The organism is Rhizobium sp. Root1334 (assembly GCF_001426665.1).
Lineage (GTDB): Bacteria > Pseudomonadota > Alphaproteobacteria > Rhizobiales > Rhizobiaceae > Pararhizobium.
Genome location: NZ_LMEY01000029.1, coordinates 18,848 through 34,045, shown reverse-complemented (window position 1 = coordinate 34,045; position 15,198 = coordinate 18,848). Strand labels below are relative to the sequence as shown.

The window sequence follows — 15,198 nt, the reverse complement described above, 5'->3', positions numbered from 1 at the left end:
TCCTTTGGGAAGGCTTAGACGAGGTGCAGTGGCTGCTTCGTCCGCAAACCGCGATTTCCAATCGCCGCTGGAGCCGATGCTGATCTCTGCATGGCGCTTGATGACGTGCAGAATGGAATCATTCGGTCAATTCCACCCGCTGATCATCGGTAGGAAAGCTCACACGATAAACGCCCGTTTCGACAGGAAACATGGCGTAGGCAATTCCCTTGATGATCGTCTTCTCGAAGTTGACCGGCAAGCCGTCGCGGCTGATCGTGAGTATGTCTTTGCCACTGATTTCCGCCGGGATCATTCCACGAAGCATCGTCCCGGTTCGTCTGTCTGTGAACGCGTCGAAAGTGAGCGCTTCTTGGCTCAATTCGATATGGGCAAAATGGGAATTGTTGCGGCCCTCCGTCCAATCTAGCAGTTGCTGCGCTGACACCAACGGCACGCCACGCGCCACTGCCGCAGCGGTCAACTGGAGGTCGAAGCCGTCGCTGAAGTCGTAATGTGTTCCGAACGCACCGAAATACCCCTCTGGTCCAAGAGCGCGATCAAGCTGTGTGTCGATGGCCGATGGAAAGCTCATCCCGCTTTCGTTCACCAGATGAGACGCCACTTGATAGACATTGATCATGCTTCCATCGACATCGGCATAGCGCATCGGCAGGCCGGAGCCGGTCTTGAAGCCGGGGCGGCCCTTAATCCACGGGCCGGGCCAATAGTAATAGCTGAGATCGATGCGGACGCCGTAGCGCGCCTCTGCCTTCGGCGTCGAGGCCCAGTCGCTCCATGCCAGGCAATGTGTGCGGCTTCCGGTCTGGGCCGGCAAGTCAGGATATCTCATGCGGAAAGCGTAGAGATCGTGGCTAAACATCCGCGCAAAGTCCATTGGAGGTGAATTGCTGCAGCCCGTATTGACGTGCACGCCGATGTCAAAGCCCTCTGAAGCGTATGTGCGGGCTTCCTCGGCTGATAAACCGCTGCTCGTGTAAATCCATGACGTGGCGCGAAAGCACTCCCAGTCGGCCAGTGAACATCCTTCCGGTTCAACGGCCTTCAGCCGCTCAAACGAGTCCTCCGTTCCGCTTCGTGTTCCGTGATCGTCGCTGGCCATCACGAGAACCGCTTTGTGTCCTTTTGGGAAATACCAGAGCCTTGGTAACGGCGCCTTGCCTTCGAGCATGAAGTTCATCAGGTTGACGAGCAGCCGCTGTTGCTCATCCGCCACTGGAATGGCGATCCGATTGAAGTCGTTCCAATCGGGTTGCTCATCGCCTTCCTTGGCCCCGAAGAACAGGTCATTGGGCCGGATGACGGAATTGCCGTCGCGTTCGTCTCCTGCCCAGGCGGGATTACCCTGCCGCGTGTAAATGACGGACCGGGCGAGATCGTATGTGAATGCGGCCGCCTGTCCACCGGCATCTCCAACATTGCGGATCGAGATAGCCGGGTTTGGCGTAGCGTTCGACACGTTGCTGTAGAGCCGGGCTATCTCGGTCGTGCCTTCGTTCAGCGTGTAGAGGTCGGCCGATCCGTGATACTGAATCGTCTGGCCGGTAATGCCGCGTCCGGGAGCCGACACCGTGTCGATCAGCAGATAACCTTCGGTCAGCGATTCGCCCTTGTCCTGCAATCCGAGGAGACTGGCGAGTTTCTTGTCGGGGCGCATGGCAATCAGATCGCCACCGGCCTCGACCCATCGCGAAAACAGTGTGGCTTGGGCGTCGTCCAGTGGTACTTCGCCAATCAGGATAAGGTCGAAACGGTCGAGCAGTTTTGCAGTGACGCTGGAAATATCGGCGCTTTCGAACGACCCGATACCCTCTGCCCGCAGAATCTCGCTGAGATATTTGCTGAATGGCAAGTCGGATGAGTGAATGATCAAGACTGGCCCGCCGAAACCGTGCTCGAAATCGCGCCGCGTTGTGAACGACCAGCTCTGACTGGTCTCCAGCGTATTGCCGGCCTTGTCCCTTGGGCCTGCGGCAAGGGTCGCGGTGTATCTTGCGCCACTTTTCAGCGGCATCTTGGTTGTGAGCACTGCGGAGTTGGTCCAGGTATCGTAAGAGACGCTCGCCTTCACCGGTATGCCCATTTCGGAGAGTTGGAGCGAGTTCGGCCCAATTGTGGCTGGATCGACGTCCTCGGTGAAGGTGACCATGATTGCTGCGCCGAGGTCGACATCGGTAGCGTCTGCCATCGGAGTAAGCCCGGCCACGGCCAGTGGTTTACCGGTCCAAGGTGCTACCGCGGTCAGTGTGATCATCGCTAAAAGTGCAGCGGCGATCAGAATTAAACCTCTCGTCTCTCTCTTCTCCACCACGCGGGCAATTCCCTCCATTTGGCGGGATTGTGCCACTTCGGCTTCGGAATAGGCCACCGATCAAATAGGTGTACATCCTTTGGCATAAGACCCGACTGGGTTGTCCTGCAAAAGGGGAGGTCTACCCAGGATGCAACCCATCGGATACCGAAATTGGGGCGGGCTAACTACCGAGGAATCAAATGGTGGGGTGACGCTGCCTGCCGTTCGCGAATGACAGACGGGAGCGCCGCCGCGTCTTCTGGCAACGGGTGGTGGGATCTCAGGCCGCAACCTCGCGTTCGACGATCGTTTTGGCGATGCGCCGGGCTTCGCCGTCCAGGGCAAACACCTCATCCATGCTGGATGCCGCCGGTATAGCGGTCATCGCCTCCATGACCGTTTCAGTGATCTCGGCCATCTGCAGGAAGCCGATGTGCCCACTGATAAACGCCTCCAGCGCCACTTCCTTGGCAGCGTTCAGAACAGCGCTCTGCATGCCGCCGCGTTCCATCGCCAGCCGGGCGAGGCGCAGAGCCGGGAAGCGCTCTTCGTCCGGTGCTTCGAAATCGAGCCGCGACAGTTTTGCGAAATCCAGCCGCTCGACATCGAGCGCTGGCCGTGCCGGGTGCGACAGGGCGTAACCGATGGCGGTGCGCATGTCCGGGCAGCCGAGCTGCGCCAGCACCGAACCGTCGCTATAGCCGACCATCGAATGGATGACCGATTGCGGATGGACGATGACTTCGATCTGGTCTGGCCTCATGCCGAACAGATGCTTGGCCTCGATCATCTCAAGCGCCTTGTTGAACATCGAGGCGCTGTCGATCGAGATCTTCAGGCCCATCGACCAGTTAGGGTGGGCGCGGGCCGTTGCGGCGGTGACATCGCGCATTTCGGCCAGCGTTGAACGGCGGAACGGGCCGCCGGACGCGGTGAGGATAATGCGCTCGACTGCGTGGCGCTGGTGCTCTTCCAGCACCTGATAAATGGCATTGTGTTCGCTATCGACCGGCAGCAGCTTGCCACCGCCGGCATGGACGGCGGCCACGAAGAGATCACCGGCGGAAACCAGGCATTCCTTGTTGGCAAGGGCAATGTCGGCGCCGCGGCGTGCGGCGGCCAGAGTGGGGGCAAGACCCGCCGTGCCGACGATGGCGGCCATCACCCAATCCGCATCACGCTGCGCCGCCTCGATCAGGCCGTTGCGACCGGCCGCGGCTTCGATGCCGGTGCCGGCAAGGGCCGCCTTGAGGTTTTCATATTGGCCCTCGTCCGCTGTGACGGCGAGTTCGGCGCCCGTTGCTATCGCCTGTTCTGCAAGCAGCGCGACATTGCCGTTACCGGTCAATGCGGCAATATCGAACGCATCGCGTCCGCCAAGTTGGCGGATGACGTCGAGCGTGTTGGTGCCGATCGAGCCCGTCGAGCCCAAAATGGTCAAGCGGCGTTTGCCTTGCGCGCCGGAGGTCATGGCCAAGTCCCGTTGTTTTTGTTTTTTCATGTTAGGCTCTACAGGTGAAAGCGGGTGCCAACAAGGGTAGCTTCGCTCCGGGTGGTGGCGATAGGGTCGCAGATGTTGCGAATCACCGGCCTTGGCGGGCCGGCCGGGATCTGCCGTTCGCCGGAAAGGGTGTATCTAATGCTGAAACTTGCGCTGTTTCTTTCCTGCTCCTGCGTGTTGATCGATGCGACATCTGTCTCCACGATTGCTGCCGAATCAGTCCCCCGCGAGCTTGTGGGGACATGGCTGGCCGAGGATATCGGCGGCGGCGGCGTCATCGATTATCTGCAGACGACGCTGGAAATCAACGATGACGGCACCTATTCCGGTTTTGCTGGCTGTAACAATTACACAGGCACCTTCGACCTGCAGGGCGGAGAAATCGCCTTCGGTCCTGCCGGGTCGACACGCAAGATGTGCGTACCGGCGGTGATGGATCAGGAGACGAAGTTTTTCGCGGCTTTGAAGACTGGCCTGTCCTGGAAGATCGAAGAAACGAAGCTGGTCCTCACAAAGGCCGATTCGAAAACTGCTCTGCGGCTTGCCCCGCACACCGTATCGTCAGACGTTCTCATCAATATCCCCGGCGCCCGGACGGTTGACCGGCAAGCTTTGCGGTACGACTGCGCCGGCCAATCGATCGCTGCGGAATATATCAATGCTGGTCCTGTTTCCCTGGTCACCTTGACGATCGGCAGCGAGTTCGTGGTCGCCGCAAACGTGCTGTCGGCATCGGGCGCCAAATATACAGGCGGGCAATATATCTGGTGGACGAAAGGCGACGAGGCGACGCTGATCGATACCATGAAGGGCGAAAACGCCCCGGGCGTCACCTGCTCGAAAGTGGGATGAGCCAAGCGCGCCGGCGGTCGATGCCGGCGGATTTTCTTTTGGTTCTAATTCGTAGCCGCGATGCGTATTTCCCGGCCGTCGAGAGTAGGAACCTCTGTCTTTGATGTCAGGCCGAAGCCTTGCGCCGGGTGATGAAGCTCAGGGCCAGCACGGCGAAGATCAGCAGGCCGGTGCCGACCTGTTGCCAGTAGAAATTCAGCCCGGTGAGCAGCAGGCCATTGGCGACGATGCCAAGCAAAAGCACACCAAGTACGGTGCCCGGGATATTGGGGCGGCCAAGGCGCGACAGAGTCGTGCCGATGAACGTAGCGCCGATGGCATTGAGCAGGAAGGCGCTGCCGGAGGAGGGGATGTAGACGGTGACCGTCGCCGACAGTATCAGCCCCGCGACTGCAGCGATAAGGCCCGCCAGAATGAAGGCCATCGCCACATGAATTCGCGCTGCGATGCCGGAATAGCGCACGACGCTCGGCTGAATGCCGATGGCGAGCGCGACACGGCCGAAGCGGGCGCGGGTGAGGATTACGGTTGCAGCAACGATGATGATGGCGGTGATGATGAGCGGAACCGGAATGCCACCGATCGCGCCGCGCCCGAGAAAGCGGAAGGTTTCGGGAATGCCTGATGGCGGCAGGTAAACGGGGTTGCCGCCATTGGTCAGGAGCTGCTGGATGCTGCGGCCGATGAAGAGCGTGCCAAGCGTGGCGAGAAAGGGCGATATGCCGATGCCCGAAATCAGCACCGCATTGAAGGCGCCGACCGCTGCGCCGGCGCCAAGACCTGCCAAGGCGGCGATCGCGACGGGCTGGCCTGCGAGGACCAGGGAAACAAAGGCGAAGCTGGCGAAATCGATGGCTGTACCGACTGACAGATCAATGCCGCCAACCGAGACGGCAGAGGTCATGGCAATGGCGGCGATGGCGAGCAGCGTAAAATTGTTGACGAGAATGCTCTGCAGGTTGGCGATGGTCAGAAACGTCGGGGTCGCGAAGGAGAAGATCGCAAACACCGTGACGAGCGCCAGCACGAGTGCGTTATCGACGACCACGCCGATGAGGGCGCGGGGGACGGACGGTTCGATTGCGGAGGTCTGCAGGGTCATGATCAGGCCTCCTGCCTGCGCAGCAATGTCGTTGCCGAAACGACGAGCAGGATCAGCAGACCCTGGACGCCGCTCACCAGCACGCTTGAAATGTTGAGAAGCTGGAAACCGTTGACGAGGAAACCGACGAACAGGGTGGATAACAGCGTGCCGATGACAGTGGGCACCAGCCGCCGCGAGAAGACGGAGCCGAGCAGGGCCGTAACCACCACCGGCAGCAGCATTTCGCCGGAGCCCGTGGTGCTGCCGCTGAGATTGGACACCGACAGAACACCGGCGACCCCACCACAAAAGCCGCTGGCCATGAAGGCGCCTGCGACCAGCCGGCGAACCGGCAGGCCGGCGGCGCGGGCTGCATCGGGAAACTCGCCGACGGCGTAGAGACGAAGTCCGGCCGGGGTATGTTGCACGATGGCTGCAGCAATCAGCGTGAAGACCAGCAGCACATAGGCGAGCGCCGGAATGCCCAGCGGGCCGGATGAGGACAGATCCGTCAGCAGCGGTGTCGAGGCGGGAATGACGGTGTTTTGCGTCAGCACCAGTTCGAGGCCGGCGACGATGTTCATTACGGCAAGCGTTGCAAGCAGCGGCACGATGCCTGCGCCGACCACGGCGATGGCATTGATCGCGCCGATCAGGAGGCCGGTGAGGAGGGCGCCTGCAACCGCCGTTGCATCACCATAGCCGAGTTGGGCTGCCGTCGCATAGACGGCGGCGCTCAGGCCCATATTGGCGGCAAGCGACAGGTCGATGCCGCCGGTGACGACGTTGGAACCGCCGGCGATCAGCACGATGGTCAGGCCGATGGCCAGAACGCCTGATATCGCCGACTGGCCAAGCACGTTGCCGATATTGCCAACGCTGAGAAAGTAAGGTGCCGTCAGTGAAAAGACGAGCAGGATGGTAACGAAGGCTACCAGCGATCCGGCACGGAGTGCACCGGCGGCGAGATTTCCACCCCGGCTCGGCTTGGACGTCGATAAGCCCGGTTCAAAATGGATGACGGGTGCGAGCTGGATATCAACCGACATGGCGGAGAACCTCTGAGGAGCCGGTGGATGCGGCAAGCACGTCGTCCGGAGATGTTTGCGAAGAGGTGAATTCGCTGATGATACTGCCGCGGAAGAGGACGAGGATGCGATCGGTAATGCCGATCAGTTCCGGCAGATCCGATGACAGCACGATGATACCGGCCCCGCGGGCGGCGAGATCGCCGATGAGGTTGTAAATCTCGACCTTGGAGCCGATATCGACGCCGACCGTCGGCTCGTCCAGCAGGTAGATTTCGGAGTGGCGGCTCAGCCATTTGGCGATCGCCACCTTCTGCTGGTTGCCGCCCGAGAGCGTGCGCACAAGGGCATTGCACCCCGATGTCTTGATCTCGAGGCGACGGATAAGATCATCCGCTTCGCGCCGTTCGCTGTTGAAATCAAGGAAGCCGAGGCGAGTGAAGCGCTTCAACGAGGATAGCGTGATGTTTTCCTTGACGCTGAGATCAAGCGCCACGCCGTTGCCGCGCCGGTCTTCCGGGACGAGCGCAAGGTGCCGGTCGACGGCTTGGGCGGGATTGACTGAGCGCACCGGTTTGCCATTGATGGTGATCTGCCCCGATGAGGCACTTTCCAGGCCGAACAGTGTACGGATCAGGTCCTTGGCGCCGGAGCCGAGAAGGCCAGTCAGGCCGAGCACTTCGCCGCGCCGCAGTGTCAGGGAGACATCCTGATATTTTCCATGTGCCGACAGCCGTTCGAGCGTCAGGATGTCCTTGCCGGGCGTCACGTCGCGTTTCGGGTAGAGGTCGGCGATGTCGCGCGCCACCATCAGCCGGGCGATGGCCGCAGCAGACGTTTCGCCAAGCGGCAAGGTGGCGACGTCTTCGCCATTGCGCAGCACCGTGACGGTGTCGCAGAGCTCTTCGATCTCGTTGAGATAATGCGAGATGTAGATGATCGTCACCCCCTCGTCGCGCAGGCGGCGGATCAGGCGGAAGAGAATATCCGCCTCGCGGCGCACAAGAGCCGCCGTCGGCTCGTCGAAGACGAGGACTTTCGGCTGGTCTAGCAGCGCACGGGTGATCTGGACGATCTGTTTTTCGGCGGTGGAAAGCTCGCTGATCAGCGCGCTGTTGGGCAGCTTGATGCCGAAATAATCGTCGAGGATTTCGCTGGCTCGGCGTTGCATCAGCCGCCGGTCGAGAAAGGGCGTACCGGCGATGCGCGGTTCGCGTCCGAGAAACAGGGCTTCATCGACCGTGAAGGTCGGAACGAGCAGCCGGTCCTGATGGATGAAATGGATACCGAGTTCCTCGACCCGGTGCGGCGTCAGTCTGTCGTAAGCCTCGCCATCGATCTTGATACGGCCTTCGTCCGGCTGATGCAGGCCGGCGAGCAGCTTGATCAGGGTCGATTTGCCGGCGCCGTTCTGGCCGACGAGGCCGTGAACGGTACCGCGCCGGACGCGCAACGAGGCGTGGTTCAGCGCCAGTGCGCCATCAAAGCGCTTGACGATCCCGTCGAGATGAATGGCATCGCCGGTTTCGTCTGGTGAAGCTGTGCTCATGGCATGACCGTCCTGCTGATCGACCCTTATGGAATGGGCGATCCGGTATCGGTCCGGATCGCCCCGAAGACATGCTGATGTCAGCCGATACCGAGCTTTTTGCTGACTTCGTTGACGTTTGCCTTGTTGGCGATCAGCGCTGGCACGTAGGTTTCACGCGGCAGTGTCTGGCCGGCGAGCAGCCTAGCGACATTCTGGATTGCCGTGCGGCCGATTTCGGCCGGCTGCTGGGCGACATCGGCACCGGCTGGCGAATTCGGATCGGCAACGAGCTGCAGCACTTCAGGGCTGCCATCGACGCCGTAGGTCAGAATCTCGGTACGGCCGGCGGCGGCCACCGCCTGGGTGGCACCGAGCTGCGGGATATCCCAGGCCGACCAGATCGCCTTGATCGAGCCTTTCTCCGGGTATTTGTTGAGAAGCGCGGTGATCTGCGTGAAGGCGTCCTGAACCGTGTTCGGGATGACGTCGCGCAATTCCGGCTCAAGGATTTTGACCTTGGGGAAATATTTGACGACATTGACCAGCTGGTCGTAGCGGATGGCGCAGGGCGTGACGCCGTAAAAGCCGTTGAAGACGACGATATTGCCTTCACCGCCGATATCGGAAACCAGCTGCAGCGCCAGGTCCTTGCCGATGCCCCAATTGTCGGAAGTGGTGTTGTTGATCGAATTGGTCGAACCGACATCGACGGTCAGGACCGGAATGCCCGCGTCGCGCGCCTTTTTCAGCCAGGGATCAATGACGCTGAGCGTTCCAAGAATCTGGACGATGGCGTCCGGCTTCTGGGCAATCAGCGTCTGCAGTTGCGATACGAGCTTGCCGTCGTTCCGCCCTGCATCCACAGCAATCGGCTCACCACCGAGGCGCTTCACTTCCTCGATCTGGGCATTGTAGGCCTGAAGGTCGAAGAAGTGATCAGTGCCGGTGGCGCTGATGGCGATGCGCTTGCCTTTCAGTGAGAGTTCACCTTCCGCCGCCGCTGTCCGGCTGCCGATAAGGCTGGCTCCGGCAATGGCCGCACCGGCGACTGCCGAGAGTTTCAAAAGGTCACGCCGGCCGACGCCCTGTACCGCTTTATCCTGTGTCATGGTCAATCCCCGTTTAAATAATATCTATAGAATAAGTGTATTATGCGGCTTGCCGAGGAAGAAATTTCCAAAGATGGAACAGCGGCCGGAAAACTTGGGCTGGGAAGTTACGCAGCCGGGCGAAATCCCGGCCGGCGGGGTCATGTCAGGGGGAGGGACTGCGAACAGTTCCGTAGGTCAGCGCCAAGGCGCCGACGAGGACGGCGCCCTTGACGAAATCCTGCGTGTAATAGGGCGCGTTGAGCATGGTCAGGCCGTTGAGCAGAACGCCGACGAAGACGGCACCGACAATGGTGCCGAGAACATTCGGCCGCCGCTTGCCCAGCACTGCGAAGCCGATCAGGGCGGCAGCGACAGCATCCATCAGCAATGAGCCGCCGGAGGAGACGTCGCCGCGCCCGACGCGGGCAGCAATGACGATACCGCCGAGCGAGGCAAGCGTGCCGGAGATCACATAGGCAAGCATCTTCAGCCGCGCCGTTGATGCACCCGCCAGCCGCGTCGCTACCGCGTTGCCGCCGGTGGCAAACAGCAGGCGGCCGATGCGGGTCCGCTCCGTCAGCACGAACAGGGCGATGGCGACGAGGGCCATCAGCACGACGGAAACCGGGACGATGCCGGCCAGGTTGGCGCGGCCGATCAGGAGAAAGGCGGGATCGTAGACGCCGGTGGCGGTTGTGCCGTTCGGCAGGATCAGTCCGGCGGAGATCGAGCGGCCGGCGGTCGGGATCAGCTGCAGGCCGGAGAGCAGAAACATCATCGACAGCGTGGCCAAGAGATCGGGAACCTTCAGCCGGACGATGAGGAAGGCGTTGACAAGGCCGATCAGCGCACCGAAGGCAAGCACCAGCAGCACGGTGGCAATGGCACCGAGCCCCCAGACGATCATCGCATAGCTGGCGGCCATGACGCTGGAGGCGGCTATCGCGCCGATCGACAGATCGAAGCCGCCAACGGCGAGCGTCACTGTGACGCCCGCACCGAGAATGGCGACGACGGCCACGGCCTGCAGGATGCTCATCAGGTTGCCGAGATTGGCGAAGGCGGGCTCGGCGGCAGAGAAGCCTAAAAGCAGCGCTGCCAGAAGAATGAAGACGGCGCTCGATCGCAAGGCCGTACCGAGGTCTGCAAGCCAGCCAACCCGGTTTGCGTTGCGTTGTACCGGAGCGGCTTCGTCAATGGTCGATGTCATGCGTGGATTTCCTCGGAAAGACCGCCGCGCGCGCCGCCGGGCGCTGCGGCAAGGCTGTGGTGGTCGATGATCAGAATGCGGTCGGCAACCTCGTAGGCTTCTTCCGGGTCGGAGGTGGCGATCAGGGTGGCACGGTCGCTGCGGCTGCGGATCGCCTGGATGATATCGTGACGGGCGCCGACATCGACGCCTTGAAAGGGTTCGTCGAGCAGCAGAAGCCGGCTCGGTTCGGCTTCCCAGCGGGCCAGAACCACCTTTTGCTGGTTGCCGCCGGAAAGCGAGGTTATCGGGGCCAGTGGTCCGGATGCCTTGATGCGCAGGCGGTCGATTGCCTGTTCCGCCTCGCGCCGTTCACGGCCGCCAAACAGCAGGCCGTGCGGATACCATTTGGAAAGATGCGGCAGGCTGATGGTGGCTGCCAGTGAACTTCCTGGCCAATCGGCTGGCATCAAGGAAGAGCGGTGCCGGTCTTCTGCGGCCATGGCGACACCGGCGGCAATCGCCTCTGCCGGTGTTTTCGGCCGGTGCCGGCGGCTGTCCAGATACATCTCTCCGGCAGCAAGGCGGCCGTTGCCGAAGATCGCGGAGAGCAGGCGGCTCTTGCCGGCCCCCAGCACACCGGTGATCGCCACCACCTCGTCGGTGTGGACGGCGAGATCGAAAGGAAGGGAGCCGGGCAACAGCCGCGCGTCGCGCATCTCAAAGACCGGCTGCCCTTCAGGCGGGCGAATGCCGGGCCGCGCCGATTGCAGCTTGCGGCCGATCATTGCCTCGATCGCTGCGGCAAAATCGATCGGACGTTCGAAGACGCCAGCGATCGCCCCGCCGCACATGACGAGCACCCTGTCGGCAATTGCCTGGAGATCGGCGGTCCGATGCGAAATGTAGAGAATGGCAAGGCCGCCATCGCGCAAGCGCTTGAGAATGTTAAACAGGCGCTGGCTTTCGGCAAGGGAAAGACTGGCTGTCGGCTCGTCGAGGATCAAGAGGTCCGCCCGGTTGGCCAGTGCGCGGGCAATGGCCACCAGTTGCCGGTCGGCTGCCGTGAGATCGGCGAAGTCGCGGTCCAGCGGCAGATCGAACCCGGCGGCGTCGAGAATTGCCTGTGCTTGCCGTCTGACGCTGGCGCGGGAGATGAAGAAAGGTTGGCCGCGCTGGCTGAACTGCGTCAGCAGCAGCGTATCTGCAACGGTGAGGCCTGCCGCGCCCACCAGATCAGTTGATTGATGGACGGTGACGATGCCTGCAGCGGCGGCCTGTGCGGGCGTGCGCGGGACATAGGGCCGGCCGTTCAGCGTGATTACGCCGCTATCGGCGGGCAACACTCCGGAGAGGATCTTCACCAGTGTCGATTTTCCGGCACCGTTTGCCCCCATCAATGCCACGATCTCTCCGGCATCGATCTTCAGCATTGCGTTTACGAGGGCGCGCGTGGACTGAAAGCTGCGGTTGAGCGCATCGATGTGAAGCAATGGCATGAATGGGAATCCTGATATCTTTATTATCTATATAATTTGTCATATATTTCCTGCTGGTGACAGCCGGGCTGGCGGAACAGCTTTGCGAAGTACCGTCTGAGCCGGTAATTTCTTTGCTGAGGGACGGAGTGCGGCAGAAAGTTCGCGCCGCGCGGGCAGCGGCTGTCGAGCGGCGCGATGCCGGTAGGACTTTGCCGGTGAGCTCGGTTTCCGTGAAACACGTTTCTCTATCAATCCAGAAAATTGGCACTAATTAGTCTATTAAATTTATTGATTGAATATTTAATAGATGTTGCGTCCCGAGAAGGCTGCTGCCGGTGACGTCTCCGATTGTCTTCAGAAGGAACGCTTTTTATGAAAACCATTCTCCGTCTGGCGGCAACCGCCGCCTTCATTCCCTTCCTGTTCGTCTCTGCTGCCAAGGCCGATGGTGTTGCAGGCGCACCGGCGCCGTTCGACAAGGGCGGCGTCAAGCTGGCATTGATCAGCTACATTTCCACCGGTGATTTTTTCCAGGCCTATCAGGCCGGTGCTGAGGCACAGGCGAAGGCGCTCGGCGTCGATCTGCGGGTGTTCCCTGGACGCCAGAACGCGGCGGAACAGCGCGAGCAGATTCTGCAGGCGATCAATCTCGGCGTCGAAGGCATCGTTATCGATCACGGTGTTCCCGAATCGCTCGCCGATGTCGTGCAGCAGGCGCTGGACAAGGGCATCAAGGTCGTCGCCTTTGATGTCAATCTCAACAATCCGAAAGTGCCTCAAGTCGAGCAAAGCGATCACGCGTTGGCAAAACAGGCTCTCGAACAGGCGGTCAAGGATAACGGCACCAGCTTCAATGCCGGTTACGTCTATGTCGCCGGCTTTGCGCCGCTCGATCGCCGAAACGAGGTCTGGGATGCGTTCAAGGCGGAGAATAAGGGGGTCGTCGAGAAGGCGCGTTTCGGCAATGTCAGCGACACGACAGCGACAACCACGGCCGATCAGGCGAAAGCGGCACTGCGGGCCAATCCGGATATTACCGTGGTTTTCGCGCCCTATGACGAATTTGCCCGTGGGGTGAAGCTGGCGGCGGCCGATCTCGGCATCGCCGACAAGCTGAAGATTTATTCGGCGGATGTTTCCACTGCCGATATCCAGGAGATTGTCGAGGAAGGCAGTCCCTGGGTCGCAACGGTCGCAACCAATCCGGCCGTGGTTGGCGCCGTTTCGATCCGCGCGGCTGCGCTTGAAATTGCCGGACAGGACGTTCCTCGCCAGATCACCGTCGAGCCGACGCTGCTGACCCAGAAAAGCCTGAGAGACGCCGGCGTCAAAACCATCGAGGAACTCGCCGCCAAGATCCCGGCTTTCAGCGCCAGCGATGCGGTTACGGCAAACTGGATTCCGGCCAAGCTGTTCTGAGCTTTTGCATCGCGATGGCGGAGCCGCCGACGGTTCCGCCGTTCTTCCTCGTTAAAGAACTGGAGCTTTTCCCATGAGCCAATCCAATGTCGTCTATGCCGCCGGTCTCGGCGTCACCCGCGATAGCCTGTTTGCCAGTGCCGCCGAAATCTCCCACGACCTGTCGCTGCGCGCGGCAGACCTCGACAGGGAAGGGCGCCCGCCGATCGGCGAGATCGTCAAACTGAAGAAATCGGGCCTGCTCAATGCCCTGCATGCGCGTGAGGTTGGTGGCGGTGGGCTGAATTGGGTCGATGGGCTGAAGCTCGTTCGCATCCTGGCACGCGGCGAAAGCTCTGTCGGCCAGTTGCTCGGCTACCACTATGTCAACAGCCAGTCGATCTACTGGTCTTTTGCGGATCAGGCGCGCGCGCAGGTGCTGGGCGCTGAGACCGTGGCACAGAACCTTTACTGGGGTGCGGCGGTCAACCCCCGCGACGCCGGCCTGACATTGACGCGCCGTGGCACCGGTTACGTGCTGAACGGCCGTAAATCCTTCTCCACCGCCGCCCGGGTTTCCGACTATATCAATGCCAGCGCGACGCTGGATGGCAAGATCGCCAACTTCGCCGTGCCAACCGATCGGCCTGGCTATGTCGCGAATGACGACTGGGAGAATATCGGCCAGCGGCTCTCCGACTCCGGAAGCGTCGAGTTCCACGACTTTCCGGTCTACGACGAAGATTTCGTCGCAGCACCTGCCGATGAAAATGCGCCGCCACCGGCTCTGGCAACGTTCAATACGCCGCTGATTCAGCTGGTCTTCGTCAATTTTTATCTGGGCGCCGCTGAAGGCGCGCTGGCCGCCGCCGTCGATTATGTCCGCACCACGACCCGTCCCTGGGTGACGTCGGGTGTCGAACGCGCCTCGGACGATCCGTATATTCTCGAGCGCGTGGGTGAGTTCACGGCCGCGCTGAAGGCATCCGTGGCTCTTGCGGACGGTGCAGCGCTGGCGGTGCAAACCGCCCTTTCGAAGGGACGGGATGTGACCGCGCGCGAACGCGGCGAGGCGGCGGCCGAGGCCTACGCTGCCAAGGTTCACACCACCCATGTCGCCCTCGATATCACCGCGCGCGTTTTTGAGGTGACCGGAGCTCGGTCGACGGCGGAAAAATACCGGTTCGACCGCTTCTGGCGCAATGTGCGCACCCACACGCTGCACGATCCGGTGTTCTACAAGGCGAAGGAGGTCGGCGAGTTCGTGCTGAACGATAAAATCCCGGTGGTGAGTTTGCACAGCTGAGCAGCGTGAAGGGAAATCGCAATTTTCAGCTGGGATGCGGCGTGAGCGATGCGGTATCCCCGAATGTGGGCAGGGCCGTCGCATGTGCCATTGGCGGCGCCCTCCCTCTTCTCCCCAGCGGGGAGAAGGTGGTGCGAAGCGCCGGATGAGGGGCCGAAGGCCACCTTTGTCCGGCTCCGGCTTCGCCGAAGCCCCCTCATCGCCTCGCATCCGCTCGGCACTTCTGCCCGCTGGGGAGAAGATAGGATCGTTCCCAGACTGCCTCCTTCCATATGCGATAGCCCTGCCGATTCGGGGTGCCGTTTAGGTCTTCGAGTGGAAGAGTCTTTAACCGGGCGGACGTTGGATCGTTGGATGCCCGCCACAGGTCCTCAAGTTGAAACCTGAGGAGAGCATGACAGGGAGTGAGGGGCGGTCCTCATCAGTCTATCGCTTTCGGGTCTC

The 15,198-nt window shown here is 61.3% G+C and carries 11 protein-coding genes; 3 read left to right on the top strand and 8 right to left on the bottom strand.

Annotated features, from left to right (window positions below; genetic code table 11):
- Nucleotides 1–118: 118 nt before the first annotated feature.
- A complete protein-coding gene (locus tag ASD36_RS25075) occupies nucleotides 119–2,254 on the bottom strand; it encodes an Ig-like domain-containing protein (protein ID WP_244481960.1) in 2,136 nt (711 codons plus the stop codon).
- 319 nt (nucleotides 2,255–2,573) lie between these two features.
- Nucleotides 2,574–3,764, bottom strand: coding sequence for a 1-deoxy-D-xylulose-5-phosphate reductoisomerase (dxr, locus tag ASD36_RS25070; protein ID WP_060502803.1), 1,191 nt, complete (start codon nucleotides 3,762–3,764; stop codon nucleotides 2,574–2,576).
- A gap of 168 nt (nucleotides 3,765–3,932) precedes the next feature.
- On the opposite strand from dxr, the gene ASD36_RS25065 reads away from it, so the two are divergent.
- The gene (locus ASD36_RS25065; protein ID WP_060502804.1) at nucleotides 3,933–4,646 is read left to right on the top strand and encodes an META domain-containing protein; all 714 of its coding nucleotides are present in this window, start codon (nucleotides 3,933–3,935) and stop codon (nucleotides 4,644–4,646) included.
- Between the two features lie 106 nt (nucleotides 4,647–4,752).
- On the opposite strand, the gene ASD36_RS25060 is transcribed toward ASD36_RS25065, so the two are convergent.
- The 6 genes from ASD36_RS25060 to ASD36_RS25035 all read right to left on the bottom strand — a co-directional run bounded on the left by ASD36_RS25060 (nucleotide 4,753) and on the right by ASD36_RS25035 (nucleotide 12,068).
- A complete protein-coding gene (locus ASD36_RS25060) occupies nucleotides 4,753–5,748 on the bottom strand; it encodes an ABC transporter permease (protein ID WP_060502805.1) in 996 nt (331 codons plus the stop codon).
- 2 nt (nucleotides 5,749–5,750) lie between these two features.
- A complete protein-coding gene (locus tag ASD36_RS25055; protein WP_060502806.1) occupies nucleotides 5,751–6,779 on the bottom strand; it encodes an ABC transporter permease in 1,029 nt (342 codons plus the stop codon).
- Nucleotides 6,769–8,307 carry a sugar ABC transporter ATP-binding protein gene (locus ASD36_RS25050; protein WP_060502807.1) on the bottom strand — a complete coding sequence of 513 codons (1,539 nt, stop codon included), beginning with the start codon at nucleotides 8,305–8,307 and terminating at the stop codon, nucleotides 6,769–6,771. The genes ASD36_RS25055 and ASD36_RS25050 overlap by 11 nt, the downstream gene beginning before the upstream one ends.
- Nucleotides 8,308–8,387: 80 nt before the next feature.
- Nucleotides 8,388–9,398 (bottom strand): sugar ABC transporter substrate-binding protein, encoded by a 1,011-nt coding sequence (locus ASD36_RS25045; RefSeq protein WP_060502808.1) that lies wholly within the window; start codon nucleotides 9,396–9,398, stop codon nucleotides 8,388–8,390.
- A gap of 145 nt (nucleotides 9,399–9,543) precedes the next feature.
- Nucleotides 9,544–10,590, bottom strand: a complete 1,047-nt coding sequence (locus ASD36_RS25040; protein WP_060502809.1) for an ABC transporter permease — start codon at nucleotides 10,588–10,590, stop codon at nucleotides 9,544–9,546.
- Entirely contained in the window at nucleotides 10,587–12,068 is a 1,482-nt protein-coding gene (locus tag ASD36_RS25035) for a sugar ABC transporter ATP-binding protein (protein ID WP_060502810.1), read from the bottom strand. Before ASD36_RS25035 ends, ASD36_RS25040 begins: the two co-directional genes overlap by 4 nt.
- 354 nt (nucleotides 12,069–12,422) lie before the next feature.
- Here ASD36_RS25035 and ASD36_RS25030 point away from each other — a divergent pair, with 354 nt between their 5' ends.
- Both ASD36_RS25030 and ASD36_RS25025 read left to right on the top strand, forming a co-directional pair.
- A complete protein-coding gene (locus tag ASD36_RS25030; protein ID WP_060502811.1) occupies nucleotides 12,423–13,469 on the top strand; it encodes a substrate-binding domain-containing protein in 1,047 nt (348 codons plus the stop codon).
- A 73-nt stretch (nucleotides 13,470–13,542) separates the two neighbouring features.
- Nucleotides 13,543–14,754 carry an acyl-CoA dehydrogenase family protein gene (locus ASD36_RS25025; protein ID WP_060512021.1) on the top strand — a complete coding sequence of 404 codons (1,212 nt, stop codon included), beginning with the start codon at nucleotides 13,543–13,545 and terminating at the stop codon, nucleotides 14,752–14,754.
- Nucleotides 14,755–15,198 lie beyond the last annotated feature (444 nt).